Origin of the sequence: Streptomyces mexicanus (assembly GCF_902506575.1) — a bacterium.
Taxonomy (GTDB): Bacteria; Actinomycetota; Actinomycetes; order Streptomycetales; family Streptomycetaceae; genus Streptomyces; species Streptomyces mexicanus.
On the sequence record NZ_LR732645.1, the window covers coordinates 1 to 1,262 of the forward strand.

Consider the following 1,262-nt stretch of genomic DNA (forward strand, 5'->3'; position numbering starts at 1 on the left):
CCGTTGTCCGGAGCCGGATCCGCGTGCGGTGCTGGAGCCGGACAAGGACGGCGGCTGGCGGGTGGTGGCCGAGCGGGTGACGGTGGCGGTCTCGCGGTACGGCGCCGTCGAGGTGCGCACCCCGGGGGGCGTTCCGTTGCGCCGCGACCTGCCGCCGCGGTGGTGGGAACCGGTCAGCGGGGGCCCTGCGCGCTGGATGCAGCGGTCGGAGGTGGCGGCCGACGCGCGGTTCTTCGGGCTGGGCGGGCGGTCGTCGGGGCCGCGGCTGCGGGACGGCGGCTACCGGCTGTGGAACACCGATCCCGGGCGTGCCTTCGGTCCGGGTGACGACCCGCTGTACCTCACCATGCCGGTGCAGTGGGTGGTGGCCGACGCCGGTACGCACCTGGTGTTCCACGACAATTCCTGGGACGGCACGGTCACGCTCCGGGAGGGCACGGAGGGGGCCGGTTCGGGCCACGACCGGCCCGGCGTGAGCGTGCTGAGGATGGACGGCGGCCCGCTGCGCTGCTGGGTGGTCGTCGGCACCCCCGCGCGCGTGGCGCACGTCTGGGCGTCGTTGACCGGGGCGGCGGCGCTGCCGCCCGCGTGGGCGCTGGGCCACCATCACGCGGGCCGGGGCTTGGGCAGTGAGCAGGAGGTGCGGCGGATCGTCGCGGGCTGTCAGGAGCACGATCTGCCCCTGGACGCCGTGCACCTGGACATCGACCACCACGACGCCCACCAGGTGTTCACCGTCGACTCCGACCGGTTCCCCAAGCTGCCGGTGCTCGCCGAGGAGCTGCGGCGGGACGGGATCCGGCTGGTGTCGATGGTCGGCGCGGCGGTGCCGGCCGTGCCGGGCAACGCCGTGTACGACGCCGGAGCGGACCGGGACGCGTTCGTGCGGGACGCCTCGGGAGAGGTGGTGCGCGGCGTGGTGCGGCCCGGGGAGACGGTCTTCCCGGACTTCACGCACGCGCGCGTGCGGCAGTGGTGGGGCGGGCTGTACCGGGGGGGGGTGGCGCAGGGGTTCTCCGGTTTCTGGCACGACATGAACGAGCCGACCTCCTTCGCCGCCTTCGGCGAGACGACGCTGCCCCGCTCGGCCCGGCACGCCCTGGAGGGCCGGGGCGGTGACCATCGTGAGGCGCACAACGTGTACGGCCTGTGCATGGCCCGGGCCGCCTACGAGGGCCTGCGCGAGCTGGTGCCCGACGAGCGCCCGTTCGTCTTCTCCCGCTCCGGCTGGGCCGGCCTGCAGCGGTACGGGGGGACCTGGT

At 75.2% G+C, this 1,262-nt stretch carries 1 protein-coding gene; it reads left to right on the forward strand.

What is annotated here, in order from left to right:
- On the forward strand, nt 1–1,262 hold a 1,262-nt coding region (locus GV126_RS34140; protein ID WP_328707380.1), incomplete at both ends, for a TIM-barrel domain-containing protein.